General features: G+C 41.0%; 12 protein-coding genes and 1 rRNA gene. 9 read left to right on the top strand and 4 right to left on the bottom strand.

Annotation, left to right across the window (positions count from 1 at the left end; all coding sequences use genetic code 11):
- From BWD42_RS13910 to BWD42_RS24770, 3 genes are all read right to left on the bottom strand, one after another.
- Positions 1 to 183 (bottom strand): 16S ribosomal RNA (locus BWD42_RS13910); the annotation flags it as partial.
- A 77-nt stretch (positions 184 to 260) separates the two neighbouring features.
- A complete protein-coding gene (locus BWD42_RS13905; protein WP_139351156.1) occupies positions 261 to 566 on the bottom strand; it encodes a hypothetical protein in 306 nt (101 codons plus the stop codon).
- A 671-nt stretch (positions 567 to 1,237) separates the two neighbouring features.
- Positions 1,238 to 1,411 (bottom strand): hypothetical protein, encoded by a 174-nt coding sequence (locus BWD42_RS24770; RefSeq protein ID WP_175992061.1) that lies wholly within the window; start codon positions 1,409 to 1,411, stop codon positions 1,238 to 1,240.
- Between the two features lie 370 nt (positions 1,412 to 1,781).
- On the opposite strand from BWD42_RS24770, the gene BWD42_RS13895 reads away from it, so the two are divergent.
- The 6 genes from BWD42_RS13895 to BWD42_RS13870 all read left to right on the top strand — a co-directional run bounded on the left by BWD42_RS13895 (position 1,782) and on the right by BWD42_RS13870 (position 11,595).
- A complete protein-coding gene (locus tag BWD42_RS13895) occupies positions 1,782 to 2,966 on the top strand; it encodes a Pycsar system effector family protein (RefSeq protein WP_254846234.1) in 1,185 nt (394 codons plus the stop codon).
- Between the two features lie 48 nt (positions 2,967 to 3,014).
- On the top strand, positions 3,015 to 5,027 hold the full coding sequence (gene ppk1 / locus BWD42_RS13890; RefSeq protein ID WP_077436969.1) for a polyphosphate kinase 1: 2,013 nt from the start codon (positions 3,015 to 3,017) through the stop codon (positions 5,025 to 5,027).
- Positions 5,028 to 5,031: 4 nt separating this feature from the next.
- Positions 5,032 to 5,928 carry an SdiA-regulated domain-containing protein gene (locus tag BWD42_RS13885; RefSeq protein ID WP_077436968.1) on the top strand — a complete coding sequence of 299 codons (897 nt, stop codon included), beginning with the start codon at positions 5,032 to 5,034 and terminating at the stop codon, positions 5,926 to 5,928.
- Between the two features lie 5 nt (positions 5,929 to 5,933).
- Complete coding sequence (locus BWD42_RS13880; protein WP_077436967.1) at positions 5,934 to 8,543, top strand: BamA/TamA family outer membrane protein; 2,610 nt, start codon at positions 5,934 to 5,936, stop codon at positions 8,541 to 8,543.
- Between the two features lie 13 nt (positions 8,544 to 8,556).
- Entirely contained in the window at positions 8,557 to 10,917 is a 2,361-nt protein-coding gene (locus BWD42_RS13875; RefSeq protein ID WP_139351155.1) for a GAF domain-containing protein, read from the top strand.
- A 66-nt stretch (positions 10,918 to 10,983) separates the two neighbouring features.
- Positions 10,984 to 11,595: a trimeric intracellular cation channel family protein gene (locus BWD42_RS13870; RefSeq protein WP_077436965.1), complete on the top strand. Its 612-nt coding sequence runs from the start codon at positions 10,984 to 10,986 to the stop codon at positions 11,593 to 11,595.
- Positions 11,596 to 11,651: 56 nt separating this feature from the next.
- On the opposite strand, the gene def is transcribed toward BWD42_RS13870, so the two are convergent.
- On the bottom strand, positions 11,652 to 12,233 hold the full coding sequence (gene def / locus BWD42_RS13865) for a peptide deformylase (RefSeq protein ID WP_077436964.1): 582 nt from the start codon (positions 12,231 to 12,233) through the stop codon (positions 11,652 to 11,654).
- Between the two features lie 267 nt (positions 12,234 to 12,500).
- Between def and BWD42_RS13860 the strand changes: the two genes are divergently transcribed.
- From BWD42_RS13860 to miaA, 3 genes are all read left to right on the top strand, one after another.
- Positions 12,501 to 13,280, top strand: a complete 780-nt coding sequence (locus BWD42_RS13860; protein WP_077436963.1) for a hypothetical protein — start codon at positions 12,501 to 12,503, stop codon at positions 13,278 to 13,280.
- 64 nt (positions 13,281 to 13,344) lie between these two features.
- The gene (locus BWD42_RS13855; protein WP_077436962.1) at positions 13,345 to 14,517 is read left to right on the top strand and encodes a Gfo/Idh/MocA family protein; all 1,173 of its coding nucleotides are present in this window, start codon (positions 13,345 to 13,347) and stop codon (positions 14,515 to 14,517) included.
- Positions 14,514 to 15,413 (top strand): tRNA (adenosine(37)-N6)-dimethylallyltransferase MiaA, encoded by a 900-nt coding sequence (gene miaA, locus BWD42_RS13850; protein WP_139351154.1) that lies wholly within the window; start codon positions 14,514 to 14,516, stop codon positions 15,411 to 15,413. Before BWD42_RS13855 ends, miaA begins: the two co-directional genes overlap by 4 nt.
- Positions 15,414 to 15,448 lie beyond the last annotated feature (35 nt).

Genomic DNA, 15,448 nt, shown 5'->3' with positions numbered 1-15,448 from the left:
TTATGCGGTGTTAATCTCTCTTTCGAGAGGCTATCCCCCTGATAGAGGTAGGTTGCTCACGCGTTACGCACCCGTGCGCCACTCTCACCAGTGGTAGCAAGCTACCACTGGATCCCGTCCGACTTGCATGTATTAGGCCTGCCGCTAGCGTTCATCCTGAGCCAGGATCAAACTCTCCATTGTAAAATGAAGTTTTTGATTCTAACTATTTACATAATCAGAATTCTTTTTTTATATCTCTGATCTTGGATCGAATTGAACTAATTCTTGAATTTGTTCATGACTTTCGTTTGTCTACTCGTCACGCTACATGATTGTGTTTTCTTAAAGAACTTTTTGCGCTTCAACTTCCGTATCCGCTTTATTCCGATGGACATTGCATCCCTCTTTATCTTTTTCTGTTTCCCTCCGTTTCCGTTGGGACTGCAAAGGTAGAAATCTTTTTTGAACTTCCAAAAAACTTTTGAAGTTTTTTTTTCTTTTTCTCTTTTCTGATTTCCGCGTTTAAAATAAGCTGAACGGGATTTTAAATCCTGCCAGGCTCTCTTAAACCTTTCTTTTTTCATGGCTGCCTGCTCTGGCGGCAACCGTCCCTCCCTTGCGGAGTGGTGCAAAGATAGGGAGTTTTTATAATCACTTCCAAGCTTTTTGTTCTTATTTCTTTTATTTTTCTGCTAACTGGCTGGAACGGTGGGGGATTGTTTTTCCCAGCAGGGGGGGCTAGTGGGGCCGTGAGGCTCCGGCGGGGGCCGACAGCGGCGAAGGGGGTGTCGGTAAAGACAGATGGTGGGTTAGTACCGGATCTGCGGCGGGATTGGGGGCGGGATTGGAGACGGCGCTCCGGAGGAAAGGCTCCGGAAGGGGGAGGATAGTACCGGGAATACGGTACGGGCAGGGATACCACGGACCGCAAAGGGGCTTTCGCCGGGTCCCCTAGCGCAATGGCGAACCGAAGGGCGGCGGGTTCGGCCTTTCTCCGTCACCTGTCCGTACCTGCTTCGCCCTTCCTTCGGCTTCCACCTATCTTTTACCTATCGTTTCCCTATCCATTCCCTATCATTTAGATAGGTGGACGATAGGGAAACGATAGAGAATGGATAGGGAATTTCCGAACAGGGGGCGAAGCGGGGGCGAACGAGACCCGAACCGGAGTAGAAAAAAGCCGATTTTGTCTTATACTGAAATAGGTTTACATCTACCGAACAGATTACTATATAGATTTTACATCCTATTTTTTCTACTGGATATGTTTGTCATTGTCCGTTTTCTTACTGTTATCGTTTGTCCTTTCCCAGACCACAGTTTCCCTAGTTTTGCTGCGGGACTTTTTAGCTTCAGGGCTACGTCTTTGAAACACCTTCGGAACTTTATGGTTCTGCCATTGCTGATGTGCCTGCTGTGGAGATATCATGTCGCAGGCCATATGTGGTCTAAAATGATTGTATATTTAAACTGCTTTGACCAGCTGTGCAAGTGCCGTTTTGTAGTTCGGAAAAGTTTCAGATATTCGATATTCGCTTTTTAGGATACCATTCAGCCTTTCTGCCACAGCATTGTCGTATATGATCAAGTATGCGCAGAGATTTAAATTCATTACGAAAGACAAATGACTAGAATAATGGTAAACAGTAAAAAGACATCTGGTATAAAAAACGATGACTCTCATCTTACTTAGGATATTAAATTGATCTAGATCAAAAAATTACGAAAAGGAGGGAGTACATATACTAGATATTAAAGATATTGAATACTTTTATTCTAAATAAAATACCCTACTGGTCATGATAGATTATAACGAACTTCTAAAACAAGTCGAAGAATATTCTAACACTTATATTATACAGAATATCTCATCCTGCCATTGTTTTCACAACAGTCTGCATACGCATTCGGTAGTTCAGGCGGCCGAAGAGATTTCATCTTATTATAAGTTAAATGATGAAGATCATTTTATTGTGATCAGTGCGGCCTATTTTCATGACTTAGGTTATGTAAAATCTGACAATGCAATCGGTCATGAGAAAAAAAGCGTAGAGATCGCCATGGATTTCCTAGCGGATAAAGGCATATCCGAAGAAGCGAAAGAAAAAATAAAAGGTTGTATTCTGGCGACAAGAATGCCTCAGGATCCAAATAATCTATTAGAACAGATTCTTTGTGATGCTGATCTGTTTCATTTCGGGAATGATGATTTTGAGAACAGGAATAAGCTCATGAAGGCCGAAGCTGAAGCCGTTTTAGGTAAAGAAATTGACAAGGATGTTTGGCGTGCTGGCACAATAAAACTCTTGTCAAGCCATCATTACCACACAGCCTATGCACAGCAGAAGCTCAATGCGAAGAAAGAAGAAAACTTAAAAGAACTTGAACGTAAGCAGGAAAAATCCAAGGACAAAAAAAAAGAAGACAAGAAAGAAATAAAAAAAGAGAAAGACAAAAGCGTGAAACCGGAACGCGGTATAGAAACCATGTTTCGTATAACATCGTCCAACAATCAGCGGCTGAGCGACATGGCAGACAATAAGGCTAATATATTATTAACGGTCAACTCCATTATCCTATCTGTCGTTATCGCGGTCTTATTTAGAAAATTAGATAGTAACGAACATCTGATCTTCCCGACAATTATTCTAACGGTAATTGTCGTGGCAACCATGGTCATGGCCATATTATCGACTATTCCGAAAATACCATCCGGGAAATTTTCAAAACAGGAAATTGAGAATAAAACCGTCAACCTATTATTTTTTGGGAATTTCTATAAAATGAAACTCGATGACTACAATGAGGGGATGCAAAAAGTAATGACTGACTCCGAATTCTTATATGGTATGCTTACAAAAGATGTTTATTCCCAAGGCGTGGTTTTAGGCAGAAAATACAAGTTGCTACGGTATGCCTACGGTATTTTTATGTTTGGCCTGGTCATTTCTGTTATTTCTTTTGTGATCGCAACCCTATTATAAAATAGTGAAAGCATCGCTAACCTTATTGCTTCTTAGATTATTTTGCAGATGAAAAAAAAAGACTTATATATCAATAGAGATATCAGTTGGCTATCGTTTAATGACAGGGTACTCGACGAAGCGGGGCGTCAGGAGGTTCCACTGTTGGAGAAATTACAGTTCCTCGCCATTTTTTCATCAAATCTAGATGAGTTTTACCGTGTACGGATGCCGGTATTGATGGCATGGAAGAAAATTAAAAAGAAGAGCAGTGATCAAGAGGTTCCGAATCTCGATATTGGAACCTATAAAAAGGCTACTAAAATTATTGATAAACAGCAGGAAAAATTTGGCCTATTTTTAACTGATATCATTCATCAGCTAGCTAACGAAAAGATTATACTGATCTATAACCAGGAAATCCCATTAGCGATAAAATCGCTTGTAGCTAATTATTTTTTTAGTACGATTGCTTCTTATCTGCAAATAATTCGCATAGACGAAGAATTTTCCTTTTTTCCGATCAACAACTGCCTGTATTTTGCCCTGACCGACAATAATACAACAGATTTATTCATTGTCAATATACCTTCAGATCGTATCAATCGTTTCTTTACATGTCAGTTCGATGCTAGTACGTACGTTGTCTTTATCGACGATATCATTAAGCTATTTCTGCCTGACTTAATAAAGAATAGCAATTTAAATTTCTATTCTTTTAAAATTACCCGTGACGCTGAACTCAATCTACAAGATGAGTTCGATGGCGATATCGCACAGAAAATAGAAGCAGAGGTCAATAAAAGGGACCTTGGCTATGCCACCCGATTTTTACATCAGCCTGGTTTTCCAGATTCGCTCATTGAAAAGCTTGCCGTTCTTTTCGACCTTCGAAAAAGTAGTATTGTTGCAGGGGGGTATTACCATAATCTGAAAGATTTTTTCTCCTTCCCCATAAAACGGAACGAACTGTCTTTTCCGAAACAGCAGCAGCTAGCAGCACATCAGGATTTTGAGCGCTCCATTTTTGAACAGCTCGATCAGCATGATATGCTAATCTCTACGCCTTATGAGTCCTTTGATCCCATCCTTCGTTTTTTTAACGAGGCCGCAATAGATCCTGATGTAGCCGAAATTCATACTACACTCTATCGAATTGCCAGCGATTCACTTATCGCCCAAGCACTGGCTACCGCAGCAAAGAATGGCAAGAAGGTACATGTATTTGTTGAATTGAAAGCTCGTTTTGATGAGGCCAATAATATGCGTTGGTCAAGAATTATGAAAGAGCAGGGGGTAAAGATCAGTTACAGTATTCCAAATCTTAAAGTGCATGCTAAAATTGCACTTGTCAAACGAAAAGACGGAAAAGAGAGCGCATTATTCGGGACAGGCAACTTAAATGAAAAAACAGCCAAGGTATATACCGATTACTTCTTAATGACATCCAATCGTCTATTAACAGCAGAGTTAAGCCTGTTATTTGAGTTTCTGCCCAACAGAAAGAAACCGGACAAGCCGACAGATATCCCATTTCAACAGCTTCTGATCGCTCAATTCAATCTAAAACAGACTTTTGTTACTTTGATCGATGAAACCATTGCTCAGGTAAAAATGGGCATCCCCGCATCTGTAAAAATTAAGTTAAACAATTTAGAGGAAGAATCGTTAATCAATAAACTATACGAAGCCAGTCGGGCAGGGGTGAAGGTACAATTATTGGTCAGAGGCATCTGCAGGCTAAAACCCCAGGTCAAGGAGCTAAGTGAAAACATTGAAATAAAACGGATCGTAGGTCGCTATTTAGAGCACGGGAGAATCTTTATATTCCAATATGGAGCGCAGACAAAGGTGTATTTAGGTTCCTCAGACTGGATGAATCGCAATATCTACCGTCGGATAGAAACCTGCTTCCCGATTATGGACCCTGCATTGGCCAACAGGATTCAGCAACTCTTTGAAATTCAGTTTGCCGATGATGTTGAAGCAACTCTCCTTGATGAGATGGGCCGTAATATACCTGTCGAACATTCGATTGGCAATAAATCGCAACAACAAATTGTTGACTACTTAAAAAAATGAACTGATGAAAGACGCTACACGACTAACAGCTCTTGCTTTCGGAATGATTTCCACTGCATTACTGGCTTGCAACCCCAGTAATGGAAATAAAGAACGTACAGCTAATGTAACCAACGTTACAGCTGATAAACAGCAGCAACCGACAATTCCGTATAAATTATCATCCGGAAAAAAGATAAACTTGCCCGATGAACTGCTCGAAATATCAGGAATCGCATTTCTCGAAGGACAGGATGAAGATATTTATGCCATTCAAGATGAACAGGGGCTGCTTTTTAAATACCATTTATCCAACCAGAAGCTTACATATAGTCCCTTTGGAAAGGACGGTGATTACGAAGATATCGGCATTAGTAAAACCCACTTCTTTATTTTGAAGAGCAATGGATCTGTGTATTCCTTTCCCATAACGGAAAAAGATAACATACAGACGGTCGTTGAGCAAAAAGATATTTTGCCGAAAGGTGAATATGAGGGACTTTTTGTGGACAAAACAAGTAACCTGGCCTATGTCCTCTGTAAAGAATGCCGGGTAGACAAAAAACAATCACAAACAACCGGATATATTTTCGCCATTGAGCGTGACGGCAAATTTACCCCGAAAGGTGAATTTGCGATTCAGATTCATGAACTGAAGCAATTTGATCCAAAAATCAAAAAAACATTCAAACCTTCGGCCCTTGCAAAGAAAACCGACAGCAACGAGTGGTATATTTTATCCTCGATTGATAGGGCTCTTGTGGTAACGGATGAGAGTTTCCGTGTCAAATCCATAACATCCTTAGATCCAAAGCTATTCCCTCAACCAGAAGGGATCAACTTTGATTCAAAATCCAACCTTTACATCAGCAGTGAATCTGGTAATCAGGATAAGGGAATCATTTATAAATTTGAAAAATAACAAGTATGCAACTGGTTTTACCATTCGTTTTACTTTTTCTCGCGATACAGACGTCCGCCCAGCAGAAGAACAAGTCCAATCCTGCGGCTGATGCCCACAAAAACGAGGCTCTCCCACAGGCTTTGATCAAAGACAGCACGACTGTCGTAGCAAATGCGAAGTACGGGCAGGCGAGCAGATTTAAGAAATCTTTTCTTGGGGAAAATTACCGTAAAGAATGGGCGGCCGAAACGACATTGCCACTGCTGCAGCTCTCTACATTATTTGGCGGTCTAACACCGCTCAAACAGGGTGGCGGGATGCAGTCTGTATCCCTCAGGCTGGCTGATCCGACAGGAAGGGAATGGGCGCTTCGCTCGGTCAATAAACGGACAGAATCTTTGATTCCGGTAGAATTACACGGCACTTTTGTACAAGATGTGCTGGACGATGCGACGAGCGCACAACACCCTTATTCCGCATTGATGATTCCTGCGCTGGCCAATGCGGTCAATGTGCCACATGCACACCCGATTATTGGCGTAGTTGCTCCAGACACAATCTTGGGTGAATACGCACCATTATTCGAAAATACGGTTGCCCTTTTGGAAGAACGGGAGCCTTTAGGCGACTCGGACAATAGCCTAAAAGCGGTACGCAAACTGCAGGAGGACAATGACGATAATTTTAAACCGAAGGCTTACCTTAGAGCTCGTATGCTAGACGTTATTGTAAGTGACTGGGATCGTCATGAAGATCAATGGCGCTGGTATAATGAAAATCAAGACACGGACGATAAAGACAAAGACTATATCCCAATTCCACGCGACCGTGATCAAGCCTTGCGCGTGACCCAGGGTTTTTTGATGAAGGACATTTACCAACGTTTTGTGAATCCGGTTATGCAGGGGTTTACGACAGGTATACCAAATATTCGATATTCGCTTTTTAAATCCAGATTTTTAAACGCACATCCCAGTAACCAACTCTCCCATAAAGAATGGACAAAAGAGGTCGAACAGTTTGTCGCCCGCTTGACAGACTCGGTACTCCGACAGTCTGTCAACAGTCTACCCCAATCGTCCATTGCCATTCGCGGGGAACAGATTTTCCGTACCCTTCAGAGCAGGCGTGATGCTTTGCCCGCTGCAATGGAAGAATATTATCGTTTTATCAATAATATTGTCGATATCCATTTCAGTGATAAAAACGAAAAGGTAGCGATTGCCAACACCAAAGATGAGGGCTTAAAAATCATTGTCTCCAAAATCAACAAAGATGGGAAGGTGACCAAAACCCTGATGGATAAAACTTATGAAAAGAACCTAACAAAAGAAATCCGGCTATACCTTTCTGAAGGTCAGGACTCGATATCCATAAATAACGTAAATTCGCCTATAAAACTGCGTATTATTGGCGATAGCCTGCCAAAGACCTATATAGTCAACAAGAGCAGATCAAAGATAAAGCTCTATGAGAACACGCGTAACTCTACATTTTTAGGAGAAAAAAGCAGGATCAGGCTTCATCAGGGTAAAGATAGCCTGAATACACAGTTCGTTCCCGTGAATTTATACAATTCCTGGTTACCCTTATTAACGGCGGGCTATAATGCTGATGATGGCTTTTCTCTCGGACTTGGTGCCGCATATACACATCAGCGGGGATTTAGAAAAGTACCTTTTACCTATAAACAGCAGGTTACTGTAGCTGCGGCATTCCGAACAGGGGCCTATAAAATTCATTATCGTGGCGAATGGGAAGATGTTATCGGCAATGCAGACTTCGTCATTGATGCATTGGCAAAAGCGCCTGACAATACACAGAACTTCTTTGGTGTAGGTAATGGTTCGCAATTTTTAAAAGATCAGTATGGCGCGAAATACTACCGTAGCCGGTTCAATATTTTCAATGTCAATCCGCTACTGCGGTGGCATCCATCATCTACACTGAATTATGCTATCGGCCCCCATATCCAGTTCTATCACCTCGATCCAGCTGAAAATCAAGGTCGTTTTATCTTAAATCCACAGGCACTGCACTCTTATGATAGTGTTTCTATTACCAATGACAAAGCTTTTGTCGGGTTAAATGCTTTTCTGACACAGGATACACGTAACCGCAAGATCAATCCAAGTAAAGGAGTATTTATTAAGGCAGCATTACATTCTTTCTTGGGCCTAAATAAATATTCAAGAAATTCAGGGCAACTAAGTGCAGAAATGACAGGCTATTTTAGTGCTCTAAATGAAGGTATTGTATTCGCTAATAGAGTAGGCGGTGGAACCGTGGTGGGTAACCCTACATTCTATCAATATCTATTTTTAGGTGGTCATGAAAACCTTCGTGGTTTTCGTCAATATCGGTTTGCTGGCGAACAAATGGTATACAATAACCTAGAAGCCCGCGTCAAGATTCATGAGGTAAAAAGCTACGTTCTACCGGGAGAATTAGGAATCATGGGAATGTATGATATCGGGAAAGTGTGGGCAAAAGACCACAACAGTAAGACAGTCCATCAAGGATTCGGTGGCGGACTTTATTATATCGTCGCCAATGCATTGCCGCTTCATTTTGTAATGGCCAAATCCAATGAAGGTTGGTACCCCTATTTTAGTACCGGATTCCGCTTTTAAAAGTGTTCGATACATGGAAATCAAAAAAGTACAACTGACTAAAGTCAAGACCACATTGTATAACTCGGATAAAAAACTTCTATTTGAGCCTTTTTTTCGGTACCTGGAATCCTTTACTGGAAGCGCTGTATCTTCTGATGACATGATCCCACTAGTTGCACTAGAACGGGTAAGAGAAATTGAACAGGTTAGTGGCAAACTCTGCGATCGCAATCTTAATGCCTATAAAGATATTTTGCAGCTCATTTATAGTCTTTCGGTGTCCCTGATCGATACTGATCCCAAGCAATATTGGGCCCTGGGAACAGCACTCGCTGAAGAAACATTTTATGGAACAGAGGCTTTTTTCAAACTCTGGAAAAATAAACTGGTGGAACAAGAGATACAGGATCAAATGCAAGATGAAGGAATTCTGAACAATCAGGAAAAGCTGCTGTATACACTGATCTTCGAGCGGCTGTACGGTCTCCCCACTAAAGAAAATAACACAATTGTCTACCATCACCTAAATGAACAGGGCGAAATCATTGACTATTACGATCTAAATATAGATTTCAAATTTGTTGACATTAAGCCCAAAAAAGAACTCCCGAAATTTGATGTAAGGAGTTTGACCAAGAACACCAACGATGTTTCTTTACTTGATTGGAATAATATTGTCAACGCCATTAAGATCGAAGATTTTGAATTGTCGGGTTTCACCATCCTTACCGCCCAAAAGAGTAGTCTAGCACATACCCGCACGAGAATACAATCTATCTTATTGGATCTTGCAACCTATAACTATCATCTTTTTTTATCAGATCTGGAAAAGATTATTGCTCCGATCCTCAAGGGGAAAGATACAATTTTCAGTCTGTTTCCGTTGTTCCAGCTCAACGGCCTGCCTTTTTTTGATTATTCCATTACAAATAAAAGTATTTTAATTTCCGAACCCTACACCAGCAACAGGTATACGAATATCAATCCAGCAATCGCTAATTATTTAAAACATCCGCACTTTATCTTTTACAATACCCTTGATACGATTAAAAATACCACATCTATTTTTGACGAACGCATCAAGGCCTCGGGTGTCAAAACTTACCTGTGCATCCCACTGGTACATAACCATGCATTATCTGGTATCCTAGAAATATACAGTCATCAGCTCGATCAGCTCGATAATGAGACGATACACTCTCTCCGTGAGCTTGTGCCTTTATTATCCCAGCTTTCACATGATATCACAACAGAGTTCAAAAAACGTATCGACGAGATTATCATCAACCGATTTACCACCATACAACCTGCAGTTCAGTGGAAGTTTAATCATGTTGCGGCTCAATATATCCAGGAATTCGAACAAGATGAGCAGAATGTACATATCAGACCCGTTATTTTCGAAGAAGTTTATCCGCTCTATGGGGCCATAGATGTAAAAGATTCTACCATCATCCGCAATGCGTCAATTTTAAAGGATTTTAGTTTCAAAGTGAAACAATTGGCGCTTCTTATTGACGAATTGTCATTGGACGGCAGGCATCAACTCATTGTTGATTTTTCAAAACGGGTCGATCAGATTACCGCGTCGCTGGATCAAATCTCCTTTGACGAGTCTATGGTCAGGATCATTGAATTCTTCCGGAAAGATGTACAACCTTTTCTCGATGCGGCGAGAAAGCAGTTCCCTACAAAACATGCGATTATCGAGCATTATGCGCGTCACTTTTTTACCAATCGAGAAACGGGGGAGTTCTATCGGAATGAATTTGAGACTTCATTACGCCGGGTAAATCATATTATTAGTAAGGAGCTCAATCATTTCAACAGCTTTATCCAGGGAAATTATCCATCCTATTTCCAAAAATTCAGAACTGATGGTATCGAATACGATATCTATATTGGCGAATCTATTACACCGCAGCAAACATTCAGCAAAGAATTCATCAATGTCTTTCGGCGGCAACAGATTATCTCCATGGCCCGGATTGCACTGAAAACATATCATGCGAAGCAAGATTTACCACTTTCCCTGGAGACAACACAGCTCATCTTCATCAATCCACATAGCATTGATATCAGTTTTAGGGAAGACGAGCGGCGATTTGATGTAGAGGGATCATTGAATATCCGTTACGAAATCATCAAAAAAAGAATAGACAAGATAAGGATAAAACGCACAAAGGAAAGGCTCACACAGGTCAACAAAATTGCCATTGTCTATCTTTCGGATGAAATCTTAGAAGACCTAAATCTGAGTATACAGGCGATTTATGATATGGGAATTATTGAAAATAGTGTTGAACATCTAAAACTAGAGGATGTACAAGGAATTGTAGGATTAAAAGCCATTCGTCTTACAGTGAACTTAAACTACAGAGATTTCTCCTAAATTTGTCGGAATCTTGCATAGATAGATTAAAGAAATAGGGAAAATATTTTTAAATACGTATTTACAATGATAACAGATGCCAACTACTTTTATTTGAGCGATTTGCTTGGCACCTTATTTTTTGCGATATCGGGCACCTTGTCCGCGAAACGTAAGGATATTGACATCTTTGGGGCCGCATTCCTCGGTTTTGTGACCGCTATTGGCGGCGGATCCATGCGTGATGTATTTTTAAACTTGCGTCCAGTATGGGTAAATGACAGCAATTATCTCATTGCCATTTTTCTGGGTATCTTGATTGCCATTATTTTCAATCGGCAGCTGTATAGTTACTATCGTACACTAACCCTCTTTGATGCTATAGGAATCAGTTTTTTTACCATCTTAGGCGTACAAAAATCGTTAAATTATGAAAGTAACGTCTATGCGGCCATCATCTTTGGAATGTTTACTGCCGTATGTGGTGGCATGACACGTGATATACTCCTGAATGAGACGCCTTTGATTTTTAAAAAGGAGGTATATGCAACAGCCTGTCTAGCCGGCGGATTAATTTATATCTTGCTTGTTCATCTTGACCTTGATCTATCCTGGGCAGCTTTTATTGCTGCCGGAGTAGTCTTCCTGATCCGAATGACCGCTGTTAAGTACAGGCTATATCTACCGCGGTTGGATTGAGCGGGGAAATCTGAACGAAATCCTTGTCGATAAAATAAAAAAAGCGTTAGTTTGGACTAACGCTTTTTCTTTTGCTGTGGGAATTTCATTTTGTAACCCACCCGGATATTGCCTTTGGCAATCGCATCCAATCTACCCTTCAGCATCGTTTTCTTCAGGGTGCTCAATTTATCCGTAAACAACTTCCCTTCAAGGTGATCATATTCGTGTTGTACAACACGTGCCGCCAATCCCGTCAGATCCACTTCGTGCTCTTCAAAATTCTCGTCCAAATAATTGATACGGATATTTTTATGGCGAAGTACATCTTCATTAATATCAGGGATACTCAGACAACCTTCACCAAAGGCCCATTTTTCCCCAGATTCTTCAACCATTATCGGATTGATAAACACCTTTTTGAAGGACTTCAGCATTTCTTTATTATCTTCATCATCTTCCGCAAAAGGTGTTGCATCAATAACGAAGATACGTATTGGCAGGCCCACTTGTGGTGCTGCTATCCCAACACCATGCGCCGCATACATGGTATCGAACATATCGTCAATCAGTTTTTTTAAATCTGGATAGTCTTCATCTATTTCTTCAGCAACCTTTCTTAGTACTGGGTCGCCATACGCCACTATCGGAAGTTTCATATGTAAATAATTATTTTATAAGTGTCGATGTTCACTATTATATATGAACTCTTACACTCGGTTTGTTTTTTTAAAGTCCTATGGAATATCCCCTTATCTTATCTAGCACAAGTGTCTCTCAATACCCTCTATCCCGCTTCATGTCCCTCTCTGTATATATCTTCAAAACTCGGTATTTCAAGGTGCTATTATATTTTGCACAAAGATACGGATAATTATTAAAAGCGAATATTTCGTCGGAACTTCCCTAAAAGTTACTTTTGTTTTATGAATGCATCCTTTAAAGATCTCGTTATTCGGCTTAAAAACGAACTCGGGCGACAACTCGAGCTGGGACTAACCCTGCTCGAAGGAGATGGATTTATACAAATTGAATCTTCTGAATCAACAAAAAAAATCTTTCTTTACCCCAATGAGCGACGTCTTCGCTTCCTAAGCATTGATTCTGGTATCCATATAGATGAAGATCAATTGGAACAAAAATTCGATCTTATTGTCCAACGTATCGTTGCTCAATCGATAAACAACCGTCGTATTTATGCACGAAAGACTGTTGTTGCCCGACTTGATAAAAAAGTAAGTCAGCAGTTTCTCCTGGAACATCATCTGCAAACACCAATCTTGGGAAAATATCGATATGGGCTGTATGAACAAGGTGAATTAGTTTCCATTGCTATCTTTTCCGGAGGGCGACGTATGAATGATAAAGACGATGCCTATCGCTCCTTTGAATTATTGCGTTTTTGCAATAAATCCGGTTACAATGTAATCGGCGGATTGAGCAAATTGATCAAAGCTTTTGTGAAAGACTTCTCGCCGGGGGATATCATGACCTATACAGACCGCGACTGGAATCAGGATTCCTCGTTGGAAAAAATCGGCTTTATAGCGAAAGAAATTACGGCGCCCATCCACTTCTGGGTAACAGGAGCAAACAGGTACGCATATCGTACCGAAGATGAGCTGAAAGCATTGATAGCTCAGGTTCCAATCGGCTTTCCTAAGGAAAACTTGGGGAGCATCAAGATGATTTTATATATAAAATAAGCTAAATTGTGTATATTGTACACTGTAAAAATTTGAAAAATAAATAATCAAAAATAATAACGTTATGAAGAGAAAACTTCGCATGGGTATGGTCGGAGGCGGAAATGACGCCTTTATTGGAGCTGTACACCGCATCGCTGCTTTTATGGATGGCAAGATTGAGTTGGTTTGTGGTGCATTTAGCATCGATCCCCAGATTTCAAAACAATCTGGGGAGGACTTATTTGTCGCTCCAGAGCGCGTTTATTTAAGCTACGAAGAGATGATCGAGAAAGAATCTCTGCTTCCCGAGGGTGAACGCATGGATTTTGTAACGATTGTTACGCCCAACTTCCTACATTTTGCTCCAGCAAAATTGGCCATGGAAAAAGGTTTCGATGTTGTGGTTGAAAAACCAATGACTGTATCTGTTGAGGAAGCAAAAGAATTGCAGGAGATTGTAGAGCGTACAGGCCGTACATTATGTCTGACACATACTTATTCAGGCTATCCAATGGTCAAACAGGCCAAAGCGATGATAAAAGAAGGGCACTTCGGTAAAATAAGAAAAATTGTTGTTGAATACCCACAAGGCTGGTTGAGCCGTTTAACCGAGCGTGAAGGCAATGCTGGTGCAGCATGGCGCGCAGACCCTAAACGTTCGGGTAAATCATTGGTGATGGGCGATATCGGTACCCATGCGGCCCATCTTGCGGAATATGTTTCGGGATTAAAAATTGAAGAGTTATGTGCTGATTTGACAACATTTGTTGAAGGCCGACTATTGGATGATGATGGTTCGGTATTGTTGCGTTTCGAAAATGGTGCAAAAGGGGTATTAATGGCATCACAGATCTCAGCAGGAGAGGAGAACGCTGTCCGTATCCGTATTTACGGGGAAAAAGGAGGGTTAGAGTGGGCCAACGAAGATCCGAACAACCTGATCATCAAAATGCTTGATCAGCCACGTCAATTGTACCGTACCGGAAATGCATATGCAGCTCCATATACATTGAGTTCTTTCGCTACGCATAATACACGTATTCCTGCTGGTCATCCAGAAGGTTTATTGGAATCCTTTGCAAACATTTACCGCAACTTTACATTGACGGTCACTGCAAAACGAGAGGGCAGAACCCCGACCGCTGAAGAACAAGATTTTCCAACTGTATACGATGGTGTAAGAGGTATGACTTTTATTGACACCGTTGTAAAAAATAACGAAGGAACAGAAAAATGGACTAAATTTGTCGTGTGATAGACAGATTAAGACATATACTTTCTCTTTTGGAACAGGAAAACGTTCCAAAAGAGAAAGTTATCGTTATACTGGGGCCTACAGCCTCCGGAAAAACCAAACTGGCCGTTCAACTTGCCCAACGAATTGATGCCGAAATCATCAGTGCGGATTCCCGTCAAATTTACAGACGCATGGATATCGGTACCGGAAAAGACCTTAGTGAATATCGAGATATTCCTTATCATCTCATTGATATACAAGAACCCGGAACAAAATACAATCTTGGAAATTTCATTATAGATTTCAATCAGGCGTATCAATCCGTTTTGAAAAAGGATAAATATACAATTCTGTGCGGAGGTACGGGCTTATATCTGCAGAGCGTTATCCAACAGAAGCCTTATGCACTGATTCCTAGTATAACAGGATTCAAAGAAGCGCTTGTGGGCCAGACAAGGCCTGCGTTAATGGACCGGCTAAAGACCTACACCTGTCCCTTAGACTTACAGATAGACTGCTCAACAGATAAACGCATTATACGGGCCATCGAAATATTGGAGTTTCTCCAACAAAACCCGGACTTCAAACCCCAGCAGCAAGCGCCAGAAGTGTTCGTTATTGGTCTAAATCCACCTTTAGAGAAAAGGCGAACAGGCATCAGCAAACGACTGAAAGAGCGCATAGAAAACGGTTTTTTGCAAGAAGTCGAACAATTACTGGCCGGAGGGCTTACCCATGAACAGTTGCAATACTACGGTTTGGAGTACAAATATGCCTCACTCTATCTTCTTGGAGAAATGGATTACAGCATTTTCTTCACCAAGTTAGAAACAGAAATACACAGATATGCCAAACGCCAGATGACTTACTTCCGAAAAATGGAAAAAGATGGGATCAACATCCATTGGATATAAACAAAAAAGGGTTAGTATCACTACTAACCCTTTTC

Origin of the sequence: Sphingobacterium sp. CZ-UAM, from assembly GCF_002000245.1 — a bacterium.
GTDB lineage: Bacteria > Bacteroidota > Bacteroidia > Sphingobacteriales > Sphingobacteriaceae > Sphingobacterium.
This window is presented reverse-complemented; position numbering and strand designations above follow the sequence as displayed.

Excerpts from the sequence above, each read along its gene's own strand:
- BWD42_RS13895 (WP_254846234.1), top strand. The coding sequence starts at position 1,782 with ATGATAGATTATAACGAACTTCTAAAACAAGTCGAAGAATATTCTAAC.
- BWD42_RS13855 (WP_077436962.1), top strand. The coding sequence starts at position 13,345 with ATGAAGAGAAAACTTCGCATGGGTATGGTCGGAGGCGGAAATGACGCC.
- BWD42_RS13905 (WP_139351156.1), bottom strand. The coding sequence starts at position 566 with ATGAAAAAAGAAAGGTTTAAGAGAGCCTGGCAGGATTTAAAATCCCGT.
- BWD42_RS13875 (WP_139351155.1), top strand. The coding sequence starts at position 8,557 with ATGGAAATCAAAAAAGTACAACTGACTAAAGTCAAGACCACATTGTAT.
- BWD42_RS13860 (WP_077436963.1), top strand. The coding sequence starts at position 12,501 with ATGAATGCATCCTTTAAAGATCTCGTTATTCGGCTTAAAAACGAACTC.
- def (WP_077436964.1), bottom strand. The coding sequence starts at position 12,233 with ATGAAACTTCCGATAGTGGCGTATGGCGACCCAGTACTAAGAAAGGTT.
- BWD42_RS24770 (WP_175992061.1), bottom strand. The coding sequence starts at position 1,411 with ATGATATCTCCACAGCAGGCACATCAGCAATGGCAGAACCATAAAGTT.
- BWD42_RS13885 (WP_077436968.1), top strand. The coding sequence starts at position 5,032 with ATGAAAGACGCTACACGACTAACAGCTCTTGCTTTCGGAATGATTTCC.
- BWD42_RS13870 (WP_077436965.1), top strand. The coding sequence starts at position 10,984 with ATGATAACAGATGCCAACTACTTTTATTTGAGCGATTTGCTTGGCACC.
- BWD42_RS13880 (WP_077436967.1), top strand. The coding sequence starts at position 5,934 with ATGCAACTGGTTTTACCATTCGTTTTACTTTTTCTCGCGATACAGACG.
- ppk1 (WP_077436969.1), top strand. The coding sequence starts at position 3,015 with ATGAAAAAAAAAGACTTATATATCAATAGAGATATCAGTTGGCTATCG.